Here is a 15,103-nt window from a genome sequence, read left to right as displayed (position 1 = left end):
ACCATTGTCTCAGGGTGCACAGACCCCTCAGACCCCTCGTGCTTCTCAGGCCCCAGCGGTGCCGAGGGCGGCGCGGGCGTCGATGAAGGCGGCCACCGCGCGCTCGACGTCGGCCGTCGAGTGGGCCGCGGAGAGCTGGACGCGGATGCGCGCCGCGCCCATCGGCACCACCGGGTAGGAGAAGCCGATCACGTACACGCCGCGCTCCAGGAGCAGCTCCGCCATCCTGGCCGCCTCGGCCGCGTCACCGATCATGACGGGGGCGATGGCGTGGTCGCCGGGCAGGACCTCGAAGCCGGCCTCGGTCATCTTCGTACGGAAGAGCGCGGTGTTGGCGGCGAGGTGTTCGCGCAGGTCACCGGCCGACTCCAGCAGGTCGAGGACCTTGAGGGAGGCTGCCGCGATGACCGGGGCGAGGGAGTTGGAGAAGAGGTACGGGCGCGAGCGCTGGCGCAGCAGCTCCACGATCTCGGCGCGGGCCGCGACGTAGCCGCCGGAAGCGCCGCCGAGGGCCTTGCCGAGGGTGCCGGTGATGATGTCGACGCGGTCCATGACGCCGTGTAGCTCGGGGGTGCCGCGTCCGCCGGGGCCGACGAAGCCGACGGCGTGCGAGTCGTCGACCATGACCATGGCGTCGTAGCGGTCGGCCAGGTCGCAGATCTCCGCGAGCGGGGCGACGTAGCCGTCCATGGAGAAGACGCCGTCGGTGACGATCAGCTTGCGGCGGGCGCCGCCCTCGGTGGCTTCCTTCAGGCGGGCTTCGAGCTCGGCCAGGTCGCGGTTGGCGTAGCGGAAGCGGCGGGCCTTGGAGAGGCGGATGCCGTCGATGATCGAGGCGTGGTTGAGGGCGTCGGAGATGACCGCGTCCTCGGCGCCGAGCAGGGTCTCGAAGACGCCGCCGTTGGCGTCGAAGCAGGAGGAGTAGAGGATCGTGTCCTCCTGGCCGAGGAAGGCCGAGAGCCGCGCCTCCAGCTCCTTGTGCACCTCCTGGGTGCCGCAGATGAAGCGGACGGAGGCCATTCCGTAGCCCCAGCGGTCCAGCGCTTCCTTCGCGGCGGCGACGACCTCGGGGTGGTCGGCCAGCCCCAGGTAGTTGTTGGCGCAGAAGTTGAGCACCTCGCCGGCGGCACCGCCCGAGGTGACGGCGACGGCCGCGTTCTGCGGGGTGCCGATGACGCGCTCGGGCTTGTGCAGGCCGGCGGCGCGGATCTCGTCGAGGGTGGAGCGTAGGTCCTCGCGGACGGTCTCGAACATGGTGCGGTTCTCCTTGTGCGGCGGAGGGCGACGAGGGAGGGGGCCGGGCCCCGCGGAGGGGGAGGGTGTGCGGGGCCCGGCCGGAGGGAGGTGGTTCGGTGGGTGGACGGGCGGGTGGTTACGCCGTCCAGTCCAGGATGATCTTGCCGCTGCGGGCGGTCGAGGCCTCGTCGAAGGCGGCCTCGAAGTCGCGGTGCGAGTAGCGGCCGGTGATGACCGGGCTCAGGTCGAGCCCGCCCTCCAGCAGCACGGTCATCGCGTACCAGGTCTCGAACATCTCACGGCCGTAGATGCCCTTGATCGTGATCATCGAGGTGACCACCTTCGCCCAGTTCACCGGGAACTCCTGCGCGGGCAGGCCCAGCATGGCGATCCGGCCGCCGTGCGTCATGTTGTCGATCATGTCGCGCATGGCCTCGGCGCGGCCGGACATCTCCAGGCCGATGTCGAAGCCCTCGCGCAGGCCGAGCTTGGTCTGCGCCTCGGCGATGGAGGACTCGGCGACGTTGACGGCGAGGGTGGCGCCCGCCTTGCGGGCGATCTCCAGGCGCTCGGGGCTGACGTCGGTGATGACCACGCTGCGCGCGCCGGCGTGCTTGGCCACGGCCGCCGCCATGATCCCGATCGGGCCGGCGCCGGTGATCAGTACGTCCTCGCCGACCAGCGGGAAGGACAGGGCCGTGTGCACGGCGTTGCCGAAGGGGTCGAAGATCGCTGCGACGTCGAGGTCCACGGCGGTGCGGTGCACCCACACGTTCTGGGCGGGCAGGACCACGTACTCGGCGAAGGCGCCGTCGCGGCCGACCCCGAGCCCGATCGTGCTGCGGCACAGGTGGCGGCGGCCGGCCAGGCAGTTGCGGCACTTGCCGCACACCAGGTGGCCCTCGCCGCTGACCAGCGCGCCGACCTCGATGTCCTGGACGTCCGCGCCGAGCGCCGCGACCTCGCCGACGAACTCGTGGCCGAGGACGAGCGGGGTCTTGACCGCGCCCTGCGCCCAGCCGTCCCAGGCGCGGATGTGGAGGTCGGTTCCGCAGATGCCGGTGCGCAGCACCTTGATCAGCACGTCGCCGGGGCCGTATTCGGGCTCGGGGACGTCCATGAGCCACAGGCCGGGTTCTGCCTTGTGCTTGACGAGTGCCTTCATGGGGTGGCTCCAGGCATGCGGAAGGGTACGCCGCGGGCGGATGGGCCCGAACGGCGGCGGTGACGTGCACCAATCTGCCGATCGGCGCGGTGATCAGTCCATCGAGACTTTCTTAAACGGGTCGACAGCGCAGCTTCACGCCTATGCTCCTCCCGTAATGGGGAAGGGGCTCGCGCCGGCGACGGCGCGGGGCAAAAGGGGAGGTGAGGGGCGTGCCGAGTCTGCGCAGCAAGGCGCTGTCGGTGGCGCTGATCGCGGCGGGACGGCGAAGACGGTACGCGAGCGCGGAGGCCGTCCGGAGCCGGGTGGCCGAATCCGCCCGGCGGCCCGCTTCGCATCTGCCGCCGCGGTCGCTGGGGCGGGTCGCCGACATCTCGCGGACCTTCGTCGGAGCCTGGCCGGTGTACGACGTCTCCCCGCTCGGGGCGGAGCCGGCGGCCCATGTGCTGTACGTGCACGGCGGCGGCTACATCGACGAGCTGGTCCGCCCGCACTGGGCGCTGGTCCGGACCCTGGTCACGCAGGCGCGGGCGCGGGTGGTCGTACCGGCGTACATCCTCGCTCCGCGCGGTACCGCCGACCGGACCGTCCCGGTCGCCGCCGACCTGCTGAGCGGTCTGATCGCGAGCGGCGGCTCCGGCGGGACGGTGCTGATCGGGGACTCCGCCGGGGCCGGGCTGGCGCTGGCGGCCGCCCAGCGGCTGCGTGACCGCACCGGGGACCAGCCGTCCCGGATCGTGCTGATCTCGCCCTGGCTGGACGTGACCATGAGCCATCCGGACCAGGCGGCCATCGAGGCGGCCGATCCGATGCTGGCCCGCCCGGGGCTGCTGGAGGCCGGGCGGCTGTACGCCGGGACCCTGGACGCCGAGGACCCCCGGGTGAGCCCGCTGCACGGCGGCTTCGCCGGGCTGGCGCCTATGACGGTGTTCACCGGGACCCGGGACGTGCTGACCACGGACAGCCGGGAGCTGCTGCGCCGGGCCCGCGCGGACGGGGCCGAGGTGGAGTTCCACGAGGCGGCTGGGCTGCCGCACGGGTACCCGCTGCTGCCCGTGCCGGAGGGACGCGCGGCGCGCGAGCGGATCGTCGAGCTGATCAGGTCGACGGCGGAGCTGTGAGGGCACGGCGGTGACGGCGGATCGCTGACGGCCGTCTACGCCGTGCAGGTCATCAGGGAGCTGATCGGCCAGGCGCGGTACGCCGTCCAGTACGCCTCGTCGCGTACGGCGTCGGCCGGCGGGGTCCGGTTCGGCTGCCAGCCGACGGTGACGAAACCCGCTTCGACGGCGGCCTCGGCGAGGTCGGCGTGGGCCCATTCGCGGAATTCGAAGGGCACCGGCGGCTCGGTCAGGAAATGCGCCTTGAGCAGCGGCGCGTCGCCGTCCGGGACCCGGTCGAGGATGCGCACCCCGTACGGCGACCAGTCCACCCGCGGGAACGCCCCCGCGTTGGGGACGATGGCGAGCAGCCGCCCGCCCGCCCGCAGATTGGCGCGGACGGACCGGAACATCGCGTGCAGGGACCTGCGGTCGGGCGCGTAGCTGAAGACGTACGCGGCGGTCGCGAGGTCGAAGGGGCCCAGGTGCGGCAGGCCGGCGGCGTCGGCCACGTGGTACTCGACGTCCGTCCGGTCCTTGGTCGCCTCGTGCGCGCGGGCCAGCCGGATCATCTCCTCCGAGACGTCGACGCCCACCGTCCGCCGGGCACCGCCGCGGGCCAGCAGCCGGGTGTTGTATCCGTATCCGCAGGCCAGGTCGAGGGCGTCGAGCCCGCGCACCCCGCCGAGGGCGTCGAGGGCTCCGTGCAGGGTGTAGGTGTCGGCCGCGGAGAAGGCTGCCGTGCTCGTGGACTCCGCGTAGCGCTCGCCGATGGTGTCGTACTGGAACCGCATGCTCTGCCTTCCGGGGGCCTGCCGGGGGTGGGACGCCTGCGTATCGTGCCCCGCGGTGCCGTCCGGGGGGCGGTCCGCACACCCGGGCGTCCCCCGGACGAGGGAAGCGGTCGGCCTATCGGCCGGGGACGGCCGCGACCAGCCAGGATGCAGGGGCCGCCGCGGAAGGCGCATCCTGGCTGTGTGATGGCGAGAGCGGACGGCGCCGGCGCCGCGCCCGACACCACGGATGCCCCTGATGCGACGGCCCAGGTGCTCGCACGGGCCGTCGTGAACGCGATGGAGGCCGTCGGTGGGTTCGCGGCCGGCGTCTACCTGCGCTCGCCCACGGCCGGGCTGCTCCTGATGGCCGTGTTCACCGGGCTGCCGCTGCAGCTGTTCCGGCCCTGGTGGCGGATGCAGGTGAACCGCCCGTATCCGATCGCCGAGGCCTACCGTTCCGGGCGGGCCGTGCACCTGCCCGACGCGGAGTCGGCGATGAGCCGCTTCCCGCAGCTGATGGCCGGGCTGCCGTTCCCCTTCGGCTCGCTGTACGAGCCGGTGACCGCCGGGACGGAACGGTTCGGCGTGTTGGTGGTGCTGCGCGAGGCGACCCCGGGGATCCCGGTCGGGACCGCGGACCGCGAACGGATGCGACGGTCCGCGGAACTGCTGGCCGCCGACCTCGCCGCACTCGCGGCGGCCGGCTCGCGGACGCTGTGGGAGGGCGACCCGGTGGGCGTGCCGGCGCCACCGCCCGAGGCCGGTGCCGAGGGCGCCCGCAGGGCCGCGGACCGGCTCGCGCAGGCCGTGCTCTCCCTGGACCGGGAGGGCCGGATCGGCTACGTGAACACCGCGGCGGAGGAGCTGCTCGGCCTCGACGGGCCCCAGCTGCGGGGACGGCTGCTGTGGGAGGCGCTGCCGTGGCTCGGGCATCCGGCCTACGAGGACCACTTCCGGGCCGGCTTCATGTCCGGCGAGCCGGTGCACTTCCCCGCCCGGCGCGGCCGGCACGCGCCCGGGCAGTGGCTGTCGGTGGACCTGTACCCGGCGGCCGACGGCGTGACCCTGACGCTGGGTACCTCCGCGAAACCGGCCTACGCGCCCCAGTCACGGGCCCGGCCGGACCCGGTCGCGGACGTGAACTCCGGCATGGCCTCCGGCATGGGCGCCGATGTGGACACGTACGCGGACCCGGGCGTGTCCGCCGACGAGGCTTCGGCGCTGTACCGGCCGGTGGCCCTCGCCATCGCGCTGACCGAGGCGGTCACGGCCCGGCAGGTGTCGGCGGTGGTCACCGAGGAGCTGCTGCCGGCCTTCGGCGGCCGCCAGCTGGCGATCTACCTGCTGGACGAGCGCCATCTGTATCTGGCCTGGGAGACCGGTTTCCCGCAGGGCTTCCTCAACCGCTTCGACGGGGTCTCCCTCGACGTCCGGCTGCCGGGCGTGGAGACGCTGACCACGGGCCGGCCGATGTTCTTCGAGTCGATGCAGCACCTGGCCGCCGCCTATCCGGGCATTCCGCTGGACGCCGATGTCGGCGCCCGCGCCTTCCTGCCGCTGATCGCCTCCGGCCGGCCGGTCGGCTCGTGCATCCTCGGCTTCGACTCGCCCCGCGGCTTCAGCGCGGAGGAGCGTACGGTGCTCACGGCGCTGGCTGGTCTGATCGCGCAGGCGCTCGCGCGGGCCCGGCGCTACGACAGCGAGGTGGAGCTCGCCCGCGGTCTGCAGTCGGCCCTGCTGCCGCACCGGCTGCCCGTGCGCGAGCACGTGGACACCGTCGGCCGCTACCTCCCCGGCACCCTGGGCATGGACGTCGGCGGCGACTGGTACGACGTCGTCGAGACGGGCGCCGGCCTGCTGGCCCTGGTCATCGGGGACGTCCAGGGCCACGGTGTGGCGGCCGCGGCGACCATGGGCCAGCTGCGCAGCGCGGTACGGGCGTTCGCGCTCAGCGGCAGCACCCCGGAGCAGGTGGTGAGCGGCACCAACCAGCTGCTCATCGACCTGGATCCGGGCCAGTTCGCGAGCTGCTGCTACATGCTGCTCGACCCGGCGTCGGGCTCCGTGACGGCCGCCCGGGCCGGGCATCCGCAGCCGCTGCTGCGCCACCCGGACGGCCGGACCGAGGTGCTGGACCTGGCGGGCGGGGTGGTGCTCGGCATCGACCCGGAGGCCTCGTACCCGCTCACGGAGCTGCGGCTGACGACGGGCTCCGTCCTCGCCCTGTACACGGACGGGCTGGTGGAGAAGCCGGGCCTCGACATCGACGTCGGGGTGGAGCGGCTGCGGAAGTCCCTGGAGGCGGCCCGGCCGTCCCCGCTGACCGAGGCCGCCGACCGGCTGATCAGCGAGGCGGGCAACACCGCCGACCGGCCGGACGACATCGCCCTGCTGCTGGCCTCCCGTACCGGCGGGGACCCGTAGGGCGTCGTGCGGTCAGGCCGGGCTCGCGAGGGTGAGCGCGGTGTTCACCAGGCCGACGTGGCTGAACGCCTGCGGGAAGTTGCCGAGTTGGCGTCCGGCGAGGGGGTCGTACTCCTCCGCGAGCAGGCCCACGTCGTTGCGTACGGACAGCAGCCGCTCGAACAGGGCGCGGGCCTCCTCCGGCCGGCCCGTCATGTGCAGGGCGTCGGTCAGCCAGAACGAGCAGGCCAGGAAGGCCCCTTCGTCCCCGGGCAGCCCGTCGACGGTGGAGCCCGCGGTGCTGTAGCGGCGGACCAGTCCGCTGCTGCCGAGTTCGGCGCGCACGGCGTCGACCGTGCCGACGACCCGCGGGTCGTCGGGCGGCAGGAATCCGACCCTGGGGATGAGCAGGGTCGCCGCGTCGAGCTCGGCGGAGCCGTAGTACTGGGTGAAGGTGCCCCGTTCGGGGTCGTAGCCGTTGGCGCACACATCGCGGTGCACCTCGTCGCGCATGGCCCGCCAGCGTTCCACGTCGCCGTCCAGGGACGGGTCGCTCTCCAGGGTGCGTACGGCCCGGTCGGCCGCGACCCATGCCATCACCTTGGAGTGCACGAAGTGGCGGCGGGGGCCCCGGACCTCCCACAGGCCCTCGTCGGGCCGGTGCCAGTTGCGTTCGAGGAAGTCGAGCAGCGCGAGCTGGATCCGCCAGGCGTGGCGTTCGGAGGGCAGGCCGGCCGACCGGGCCAGGTAGAGGGAGTCGATGACCTCTCCGTACACGTCCAGCTGGAGCTGGTCGACGGCGGCGTTCCCGACGCGGACCGGGGCGGAGGAGGCGTAGCCGCGCAGCCAGGGCAGTTCGCTCTCGGGGATCCGCCGCTCGCCGGCGATCCCGTACATGATCTGGAGGTCGGCGGGGTCGCCCGCGACCGCGCGCAGCAGCCACTCGCGCCAGGCGCGGGCCTCGTCGAGGAAGCCGGTGGACAGGAGCGAGCCGAGGGTCAGGGTGGAGTCCCGGAGCCAGCAGTAGCGGTAGTCCCAGTTCCGGACGCCGCCGAGCTCTTCGGGGAGGGAGGTGGTGGCCGCGGCGGCGATGCCGCCGGTCGGGGCGTAGGTGAGGGCCTTGAGGGTGATCAGGGAGCGGGTGACCGCCTCCTGGTAGGGGCCCTCGTAGCGGCATTGCGCGGTCCATTCCCGCCAGTCGGCGAGGCTCTGCTCCAGCGCGTCGAAGGGGTCGCAGGGCTCGGGGCGCGGCCGGTGCGAGGGGTGCCAGGTCAGGACGAAGGCGACGCGGCGGCCGGCGGTGACCGGGAACTGGGAGCAGGTGCTGTTCGCCTCGCCCCAGGTGCGGACGGGGGGTTCGCTGCGGAACCAGGCGGAGTCGGGCCCGGCGATGGCGACCCGGTCGCCGTCGCTGCGGCGCACCCAGGGCACGACGTGGCCGTAGTCGAAGCGCAGGCGCAGGGTGCTGCGCATCCTGACCGTGCCGCTGATGCCCTCGACGATGCGGATGACGTCGGGGGCGACCTCGCGCTGGGGCATGAAGTCGGTGACCTTGACGGTCCCGGTTTCGGTCTCCCAGTACGATTCCAGGATCAGCGAGCCGTCGGCGTAGGCGCGTCGGGTGCAGGGCTCGCCGACGGCGGCGTCGAGCGGCGCGATGCGCCAGTGGCCGTTCTCCTCCTCGCCGAGGAGTTTGGCGAAGCAGGCCGCCGAGTCGAAGCGCGGCAGGCACAGCCAGTCGATGGACCCGTCGCGGCCGACCAGTGCGGTGGTCATCAGGTCGCCGATGAGTGCGTAGTCTTCGATGGGTTGTGTCATTTGTGCGCTATTCCCCTGATTGTCCGGGGCCAATCAGCTCAGGCCCCGGACATCGCTCATGGGGTCGGGGTCAGGAGATCGTGACGAACTGACCGATGCTCGGTACGCCCTGGGCGTCGAGGGCGAAGAGCATGTAGGTCCCCGGCAGGACCACACCGGTGTCGGCGGGTATCGACACCGTGTACGTGCCGCCTCCGGCCGCGGTGGACACCACGGGGACCCGGCGCTGGTCGTTGTCGGTGGAGTGGGTCGCGGCGGCGGCCCGCATCAGGACGAAGGACGCCACCGGGCCCTGGGTGCTGACCGTGAGCGAGGCGCCCGGGGCCGCCCTGGGGGGCACGCCCGCGGTGATGGCGGGACGCGGCTTCGGGGTTCCGTCCGCGTTGAGCAGGTACGGCGGGGTGAAGATCGCCCCGTCGGCGTGGTTGGTCGCGCAGTCGCCGCACAGACCGCCGCCGCCGGAGAAGATCCGTCCGTCGGGCAGCAGGTTGGCCACGCTGTGGTAGTTGCGCGGAACGGCCATGGTGGCGAGCGGGGTGAAGGCGCCGGTCGCCGGGTCCCACAGTTCGGGGGTCAGGACGGAGGTGGCGTCGCTGAAGGGCACCGGATAGGCCTGACCGCCGAAGACGGCCACCTTGCCGTCGGGCAGGACCACGCTGTTGCTGAAGGCGCGGGCATGCTCCATGTCACCCGTGCGGGCGGCCTGGACCTGGCTGCCCGAGATGCCCACGGTGTAGGCGCGCTGGGTGGCCGGGGTGTCCTGGTAGGCGGGCGAGCCGCCCAGGGTGAGCAGTTTGCCGATGTCGTAGGCGACGGCGTTGCCGGTCATGGCGTCCTGGCTGTCGGCCCGGGTGCCGGCGGCGGTGATGCTGCCCTGCCCGCTGGTGGAGATCCAGTTCATCTGCTTGCTCGGGCCCAGTTGCAGCACCTTGCCACCCGAAGTGGCGTGCAGCCACATGTGGTTGTCGGCGCGGTAGGGTCCGGCCGGGTCGGCCGTGAGCGCCGGGGCGGCGGGGACTCCGGGCAGGCTGCGCCAGGTGCTGGTGGCCGGGGACCAGACTTCTCCGGCCTTGTCGGTGCCCGTGGATCCGCTCCAGGAGCCGCCGAGGACGAAGGCCTCGCCGGTGGAGAGCAGGGTCATGGCCTGGTAGCCGCGGGCGATGTTCATGCTCGTGGTGGCGGACCAGTTGTCGGTGGCCGGGTCGTAGATGCTCGCCTTCTCCGCGTTGCTGCCGCCGGTGACCAGCACCCGGCCGTCGGCGAGCATGGCTATGCCGGGACAGAACATGTCGTGTCCGGTGTTGTCGATGCGGCGCTGGGTGACCTTGCCCGTCTTCAGGTCCAGGATCGCGGTCTGCGTGTAGCCGTTGCTGCCGCCGAAGCGGTCGACGGCGTACGCGGACCAGGCCAGCAGCTTGTCGCCGGGCAGGGCGGCGGTGGCCACCGGCACCAGCGGGAAGCCGGTGATCCGGCCCCAGGAGCCGTGGACGGCCGGGCTGGAGGGACCGCTCAGGCGGATCTCACCGGCGGAGGTCCACTGTCCGCGGCCGCCGGCCTCGCTGGTCGCGGTCAGCCGGACGAAGCGGGCCGACGCGGCGCGGGTGAAGGTGGCGGTCTTGACGGTGTCGTCGTCCCGCCAGGTGCCGGAGGCCACCGGTGTGCCGAAGGTGACGCCGTCGGTGCTGGTGGCGACGGAGTAGGCGCCCACGCGCCCGTTGGGCCCTGTGGAGCGGGGATGGTAGACGAGGGCGGAGACGACCTCGGTGCGGTGCATGTCGATGGTGATGCTGTGCGGAAGCGGGGTGGGGGTGGGGGCGTACTTGCTGTGCCAGAGGGTGTTGTCCTTGCCGTCGAGGACGTTGGCCGCGCGTCCGTTCTCGGCGCCGGTCTCCTCGTCGCTCGCCGTGGCCGTCCATCCGGCGCGGGACAGGTCGATGGTGGCGGCCGGGGTTCCGGGGTCGCCCAGCAGGTCGATCTCGGCGGCGGAGGACCAGGATCCGCGGTTGCCCGCCTCGCTGAGCGCGGTGAGCCGGACGAACCGGGCGCCCTGGGGGGCGAATCCGAGGGTCTTGGGGCTGACGTCGTCCGCGAGCGTGCCGGTGGCGACCGGGGTCGCCCAGTTCAGTCCGTCGCCGCTGAGGCTGATGCTGTACTCACCGACGCGCCCGTTGGGCCCGTCGGTGCGGGGACGGTAGACGAGGGCGGAGACGACCGCCGTGCGGTGCATGTCGACGGTGATGACGTGCGGCAGCGGGGTGGGGGTGGGCGCGTACTTGCTGTGCCAGATGGTGGCGGTGTTCCCGTCGAGGACGTTGGCCGCGCGGCCGTTCTCGGCGCCGGTCTCCTGGTCGCTCGCCGTGGCCGTCCATCCGGTCCGGTCGAGGATCGGAGCCGTCGGCTCCATCGCGTTCGCGGGGACGATGCCGTGGTGCGGCGACTGTTTCGCCGTCTGCTGGTCGAAGGGCACGGGCGCGGGACGGGGCGCCGGTGCGCGGCCGGCCGCTGCGGTGCTCGTGACCACGAACCACGGGGTCAGACCGATCAGCAGGGAGCCGAGGCCGAGAGCGATGAGCAGATGGGAACGGCGTATCGCGCGGTGAAAGGCGAGGAAGCGCCTGGACTGCAATCTGACCTCCTGGGGCGAACTGATGTGCCCCGTAGAACATAGGTGAGCACAGCAATAACTCACCTGAAGTCAAAGAGAGTTGGCGCAAATCCGTATGGCCGGTCGGAATACGCCGACGCCGGGCGGGCCGTAGCGGCCCGCCCGGCGTCCACCGGCCCGTCGTCGTTCCGGGGGGTGCTAGTCGCGTACGAGGAGGAGGACGGCGGCGAGGACCACGCCGAGGGTGACGGCGAGGGCGCCGTACGCGAGGCGGTGGTTCCGCAGGACGGGCAGGAAGCGGTCGGCGGCGTACCGTCCGGGGCCGGTGAGGGCGAGGGCCGCGGCGCCCGCGGTCAGGAGCAGCTCGTACTCGATGCCCTTCGGGGCGAAGAAGGCGCCGGCGCCGTGGACCGCGATCGCGTTGATCAGGGTGCCGACGATGGCGGCCCCGGCGAGCGGGGTGAGCAGTCCGAGGGCGAGGCCGAGCCCGCCGAGGGTCTCGGTGAGGCCGGCGAGGACCGCCATGGCATCGCCCGCGGGGTAGCCGCTGGCGGTGAAGAACTGGCCGGTGCCGCTGATGCCGCCGCCGCCGAACCAGCCGAAGAGCTTCTGCGAGCCGTGCGCCGCCATGGTCAGGCCGAGGACCAGGCGCAGGAGGAGCAGGCCGGTGTCGTGGCCCGGGGTGGAGAGGGCGGAGGGCTCGGGGCGTGCGGCCGGGGCGGCGGCCTGCGGCTTCGTCGCGGTGACGGAGGGGCTGGTCATCGGGGGGGGTCCTTCCGGTCGGGCGGCCCGTGGGGAGGCAGGAGAGAGTTGTTCAAATTCGAACCGCTACCCCGACCCTAACCATTGATTCAAATTGGAACAACCCGTGTAGTCTGGGGCCATGGCTGAACCGAGATGGCTGGACGACCGCGAGATGCGCGCCTGGAGCGGGTTCCTCGCCGCGTCGGCCCTGGTGAACCGCCGTCTCGACCAACAGCTCAAGGACGAGGCCGGGCTCTCGCACCCCCAGTACGAGATCCTCGTACGGCTCGCCGCGGCGCCCGGGCGTGAGCTGAGGATGACCGAGCTCGCCAACGGGCTGATCAATTCCAAGAGCGGGCTGACCTACCAGGTCACCCAGATGGAGAAGGCCGGCCTGGTCCGCCGCCGCAGCTGCCCCTCCGACGTGCGCGGCGTCTTCGCCGTCCTCACGGACGCCGGCAGCGCCAAGCTGGAGGAGGCCGCCCCCGGACACGTGGCGACGGTCCGGGAGATCCTCGTCGACGTCCTCACCCCCGCCCAGCTCGACGCGCTCGCCGACGGGCTGGGCGAGGTCGGCCGCAGGCTGCGCGGAGAGGGCGTCTGAATGGATCCGGCCGCCCGCGGGGTAGCGCGGCCCGATATCGGGGTATAGGGCCGCCATGGACGGAAAGGTCTGGCTCGCCCTGGGCACGGTGGTCGCGGTGGGGCTCGCGATCGCCGCGGCCGTGCTGCTCGTACGGGTCTTCGCGGCCCGGCGCCTGCTGGTCGACGCGGGGATCCCACTGCACGACAAGGCCCTGTTCTGGGCCGCGGTGATCTACACCGTCTCGCCCGTGGACCTGATTCCGGACCCGGTGTACCTGGACGACATCGGGATCCTGCTGCTGGCGCTGCGCTCGCTGCACGCGGCGGCCGGGGCCGTCCGCTCCCCGAAGGAGCCCGGCGCCACCGCCTGAGCCGTCCGGGGCGACGACGAGGAAGCCGCCCGGGCCGGAGCCCGGCTCGTCGGCCTCCGCCAGGAACTCCACGCCCGGTCAGCGGACGCCGTGGGGCCGGAACTGGATGCTGATACGAGGGCCGACGGCCCGCGCCGACTTGGGCACGGCGTGCTCCATGGTCCGCTGGCAGGAGCCACCCATGACCACGAGATCGCCGTGCCCCAGGGGCAGCCGCAGCAGGGTGGCACCACCGTCGCGGGGGCGGAAGGCGAGATCGCGCGGATCGCCGACGGAGACGATGGCCACCATGGTGTCCTCCGTCCGGGAGCGGCCGGTCCGGTCGCCGTGCCAGGCGACGCTGTCGCGGCCGTCGCGGTACAGGCACAGGCCCGCGGTGGTGAAGGGCTCGCCGAGCTCGGCGGCGTAGTGGGCGGTCAGCACCTCGCGGGCCTCCGTGAGCGAGGCGTGGGGCAGGGGCTCGTCCGCGGCGTAGAACGCGAGCAGCCGGGGCACGTCCACCTCCCGCTCGTACATCTGCCGCCGCTCGGCCTGCCACGGCACGTCGGCGGCCAGCCGCTCGAAGAGCGCGTCGGCGCCGCTCAGCCAGCCGGGCAGGTGATCGACCCAGGCCCCTGCCCCGAGGTCGGTCCGCCGCATGCCGCCGAGGGGCCCGAGCCGGATCTCGTCACCCTGGTCGAAGAGGGAACCCTGAAGGCCCTGGACTGCGTGCATGGATCCAGCCTAACCCCAGCTACCGAACATATGCTCGAATAACTGGCGGCGGCCGTCACGCCGCCCCTTCCGGCTGCGTGCGGCGCGACGGCCGGCACAGCAGGGTGACGGCCACGGAGACCCCGGCGACGACGGCGATCGCGGTGCCCGGGGCGACGTACTGGGCCAGGCCGCCGGCGAGGGCGGCGCCGATGCCCTGCCAGGTCATCCGGCCCGCCGACTCGACTCCCTGGACCTGGCCGCGGACGGCCTCGGGGGTCTGTTCGAGGAGCTGCTCCTGGAGGGGCAGGGTGGCCGCGAATCCGACACCGGCGAGGAACACCGCCACGGCTGCGACCGGGACGGGCGGGTGGACGGCGAACAGCAGGAAGGGGGCGGCGAGCAGCAGCCGCAGGGCGAAGGCGAGGCGGCGTCGCCGGTCGGCGGTGAGCAGCCGGCCGACGGTCAGGTCCCCGAGGAGCATGCCCGCCGAAGCGGCGGCGAGGAGCGTGCCCGCCCGGCCGGGGTCGTAGGACAGGAACAGGGCTTCGCAGCCGACGATCAGACCGTTGGGGACCCACAGGTTCAGCAGCAGCGTCCGGCGGCGGGGGTGGGCGAACAGCTCGGCGTTCGCCGTCCAGGTCCGGCGCAGGCCGGGCCGGCGGGTGAGCCGGATCGAGTGTTCCCGGACGGTGGCGGCCACCACGGCCGTCCCGAGGGCGGTCAGGGCCGCGGCCACGGCGAAGACCCCGTACGGGCTCAGGTGGCGCAGCAGTACGGCGCCGACGGCGTAGCCGGCGATCGCCGTGCAGCCCGAGGTGATGTTCATCAGCGAACGGGCGGGCGCGTAGGCGGAGCCGGGCACGACCTCGGCGAGCAGCCCCAGCCGGGTGCCGGTGCCGAGGGACTGGAAGAAGCCCAGCGTCAGCAGCAGGGCGAACCGGGCTGTGAGCGGCAGCCCCGGGACCGCCTGGGCGGCGACGCCCACCAGCGTGACGAGTTGGAGCAGGAGGAGGGTCCGGCGGGGCCGCTTGCCGTCCGCGACGGACATCAGCGTCAGCGCGCCGAGCACCGTCGCGAACGTGGCGCCGTACATGCTCACGGCCGTCAGGAACGGGGAACCGGTCCGGTGGTTGACCAGGGTGCCGAGCGCGAATCCGGACAAAGTGCTCGCGGCGACGGTGAGGGTGAAGCTGACGTACAGGCCGCTGAACTCCTTGTTGCGGAGCAGGGCGCGGTAGCCGGTGGTGGCGGTGGCCGGAGGCAGGGCAGGGCTGGTGGCGGATCGGTGTGAAGGCATGAAAAAAGCCTCCGGACACATGCACGGGGGCACGCACACCGAAGGCCAACGCGGTCATTCTAGCAGTCTGCAGGTCCAGTTGACGGACACTTCGGGTCCCGCGGGCCGCATCGGATTCGCATTACCGCAGCGTAGGCGTGTGATCAGAAACTCACGGTCTTGGCCGCAGGCGCTGCGCGCGGTACCGTCACGGCGACATTTCCACATAGCGACGACGGCGAGACGGAAGCCCGGTGTGAATCCGGCATGGTCGCGCCACTGTGTGCTGCGGCGACATCTCCACGATGGCGTCGCGGCGAGTCAGACC

General features: G+C 72.8%; 12 protein-coding genes. 4 read left to right on the top strand and 8 right to left on the bottom strand.

Going from position 1 to position 15,103, the window contains the following annotated elements:
* Nucleotides 1–45: 45 nt before the first annotated feature.
* Together KO717_RS32985 and tdh are read right to left on the bottom strand one after the other, a co-directional pair.
* A complete protein-coding gene (locus KO717_RS32985) occupies nucleotides 46–1,254 on the bottom strand; it encodes a glycine C-acetyltransferase (protein WP_301373108.1) in 1,209 nt (402 codons plus the stop codon).
* A 118-nt stretch (nucleotides 1,255–1,372) separates the two neighbouring features.
* Nucleotides 1,373–2,401: an L-threonine 3-dehydrogenase gene (tdh, locus tag KO717_RS32980; RefSeq protein WP_301373107.1), complete on the bottom strand. Its 1,029-nt coding sequence runs from the start codon at nucleotides 2,399–2,401 to the stop codon at nucleotides 1,373–1,375.
* 212 nt (nucleotides 2,402–2,613) lie between these two features.
* Between tdh and KO717_RS32975 the strand changes: the two genes are divergently transcribed.
* On the top strand, nucleotides 2,614–3,522 hold the full coding sequence (locus KO717_RS32975) for an alpha/beta hydrolase fold domain-containing protein (protein WP_301373106.1): 909 nt from the start codon (nucleotides 2,614–2,616) through the stop codon (nucleotides 3,520–3,522).
* Between the two features lie 35 nt (nucleotides 3,523–3,557).
* Here the strand turns inward: KO717_RS32975 and KO717_RS32970 are convergent, their stop codons facing one another.
* Nucleotides 3,558–4,295, bottom strand: a complete 738-nt coding sequence (locus KO717_RS32970; RefSeq protein ID WP_301373105.1) for a class I SAM-dependent methyltransferase — start codon at nucleotides 4,293–4,295, stop codon at nucleotides 3,558–3,560.
* Nucleotides 4,296–4,481: 186 nt separating this feature from the next.
* Between KO717_RS32970 and KO717_RS32965 the strand changes: the two genes are divergently transcribed.
* Entirely contained in the window at nucleotides 4,482–6,701 is a 2,220-nt protein-coding gene (locus KO717_RS32965) for a SpoIIE family protein phosphatase (RefSeq protein WP_437184666.1), read from the top strand.
* Nucleotides 6,702–6,713: 12 nt separating this feature from the next.
* Here the strand turns inward: KO717_RS32965 and KO717_RS32960 are convergent, their stop codons facing one another.
* The 3 genes from KO717_RS32960 to KO717_RS32950 form a co-directional block, all read right to left on the bottom strand.
* Nucleotides 6,714–8,498 (bottom strand): glycoside hydrolase family 15 protein, encoded by a 1,785-nt coding sequence (locus KO717_RS32960; RefSeq protein ID WP_301373104.1) that lies wholly within the window; start codon nucleotides 8,496–8,498, stop codon nucleotides 6,714–6,716.
* 70 nt (nucleotides 8,499–8,568) lie between these two features.
* Nucleotides 8,569–11,124, bottom strand: a complete 2,556-nt coding sequence (locus KO717_RS32955; protein WP_301373103.1) for a discoidin domain-containing protein — start codon at nucleotides 11,122–11,124, stop codon at nucleotides 8,569–8,571.
* A gap of 177 nt (nucleotides 11,125–11,301) precedes the next feature.
* Nucleotides 11,302–11,865, bottom strand: coding sequence for a DoxX family membrane protein (locus tag KO717_RS32950; RefSeq protein ID WP_301373102.1), 564 nt, complete (start codon nucleotides 11,863–11,865; stop codon nucleotides 11,302–11,304).
* Between the two features lie 121 nt (nucleotides 11,866–11,986).
* On the opposite strand from KO717_RS32950, the gene KO717_RS32945 reads away from it, so the two are divergent.
* Nucleotides 11,987–12,451: a MarR family winged helix-turn-helix transcriptional regulator gene (locus KO717_RS32945; RefSeq protein ID WP_301373101.1), complete on the top strand. Its 465-nt coding sequence runs from the start codon at nucleotides 11,987–11,989 to the stop codon at nucleotides 12,449–12,451.
* 55 nt (nucleotides 12,452–12,506) lie between these two features.
* Entirely contained in the window at nucleotides 12,507–12,803 is a 297-nt protein-coding gene (locus KO717_RS32940) for a YkvA family protein (RefSeq protein ID WP_301373100.1), read from the top strand.
* A 78-nt stretch (nucleotides 12,804–12,881) separates the two neighbouring features.
* On the opposite strand, the gene KO717_RS32935 is transcribed toward KO717_RS32940, so the two are convergent.
* On the bottom strand, nucleotides 12,882–13,517 hold the full coding sequence (locus KO717_RS32935; RefSeq protein WP_301373099.1) for an alpha-ketoglutarate-dependent dioxygenase AlkB: 636 nt from the start codon (nucleotides 13,515–13,517) through the stop codon (nucleotides 12,882–12,884).
* A 55-nt stretch (nucleotides 13,518–13,572) separates the two neighbouring features.
* Nucleotides 13,573–14,796, bottom strand: coding sequence for an MFS transporter (locus tag KO717_RS32930; RefSeq protein WP_301373098.1), 1,224 nt, complete (start codon nucleotides 14,794–14,796; stop codon nucleotides 13,573–13,575).
* Nucleotides 14,797–15,103: the final 307 nt, after the last annotated feature.

The sequence above is a fragment of the Streptomyces xanthophaeus genome (assembly GCF_030440515.1).
Taxonomy (GTDB): domain Bacteria; phylum Actinomycetota; class Actinomycetes; order Streptomycetales; family Streptomycetaceae; genus Streptomyces; species Streptomyces kutzneri.
This window is presented reverse-complemented; position numbering and strand designations above follow the sequence as displayed.

Bases quoted from the DNA above. Each gene is read 5' to 3' on its own strand.
- KO717_RS32950 (WP_301373102.1), bottom strand. From the start codon at position 11,865: ATGACCAGCCCCTCCGTCACCGCGACGAAGCCGCAGGCCGCCGCCCCG.
- KO717_RS32970 (WP_301373105.1), bottom strand. From the start codon at position 4,295: ATGCGGTTCCAGTACGACACCATCGGCGAGCGCTACGCGGAGTCCACG.
- KO717_RS32945 (WP_301373101.1), top strand. From the start codon at position 11,987: ATGGCTGAACCGAGATGGCTGGACGACCGCGAGATGCGCGCCTGGAGC.
- KO717_RS32960 (WP_301373104.1), bottom strand. From the start codon at position 8,498: ATGACACAACCCATCGAAGACTACGCACTCATCGGCGACCTGATGACC.
- KO717_RS32930 (WP_301373098.1), bottom strand. From the start codon at position 14,796: ATGCCTTCACACCGATCCGCCACCAGCCCTGCCCTGCCTCCGGCCACC.
- KO717_RS32940 (WP_301373100.1), top strand. From the start codon at position 12,507: ATGGACGGAAAGGTCTGGCTCGCCCTGGGCACGGTGGTCGCGGTGGGG.
- tdh (WP_301373107.1), bottom strand. From the start codon at position 2,401: ATGAAGGCACTCGTCAAGCACAAGGCAGAACCCGGCCTGTGGCTCATG.
- KO717_RS32985 (WP_301373108.1), bottom strand. From the start codon at position 1,254: ATGTTCGAGACCGTCCGCGAGGACCTACGCTCCACCCTCGACGAGATC.
- KO717_RS32965 (WP_437184666.1), top strand. From the start codon at position 4,482: ATGGCGAGAGCGGACGGCGCCGGCGCCGCGCCCGACACCACGGATGCC.
- KO717_RS32935 (WP_301373099.1), bottom strand. From the start codon at position 13,517: ATGCACGCAGTCCAGGGCCTTCAGGGTTCCCTCTTCGACCAGGGTGAC.